Origin of the sequence: Micromonospora sp. LOL_015, from assembly GCF_048060275.1 — a bacterium.
Taxonomy (GTDB): Bacteria; Actinomycetota; Actinomycetes; order Mycobacteriales; family Micromonosporaceae; genus Micromonospora_E.
Genome location: NZ_JBHMIO010000206.1, coordinates 1 through 368, shown reverse-complemented (window position 1 = coordinate 368; position 368 = coordinate 1). Strand labels below are relative to the sequence as shown.

1 protein-coding gene is annotated in these 368 nt (G+C 73.6%); it reads right to left on the bottom strand.

Translation table 11 applies throughout. From position 1 onward, the window contains the following. The coding region (locus tag ACFHWU_RS29505; RefSeq protein WP_416592354.1) for a hypothetical protein at window positions 1–229 on the bottom strand (229 nt) is incomplete at its 3' end. Window positions 230–368 lie beyond the last annotated feature (139 nt).

The window sequence follows — 368 nt, the reverse complement described above, 5'->3', positions numbered from 1 at the left end:
GCCAGTTGCGGTGCACGGTCCGGCCACGCAGGTCGGTGACGGTGAGCACCGCGCCGCGTCGGACCTGGCGGGTGCCGTAGCAGTCCAGGCAGTACGGCGGGTCGGGCCGGTCGGCGCACCGGGTGCAGGGTGGGCGGGGATCGCCTCGCCCCAGTGTTTCGGGTGCGGTGGTTCCCAGCCGCGGACGAACGTGCCGGCGGTGTCGGCGGGTCGCAGGCTGGTTTGCCACCAGTGCCGGTTACGCCAGATGGCCTGCGCCCCACCGTGCTGCTCAGCATCGGCGATCATGCGGCGTTCGACCTGGTCCAGGTCGTGGCCGCCGGGGTGCCCGTCCAACCCGACCGGTATCGCACGCCCGGTGAGGGCGG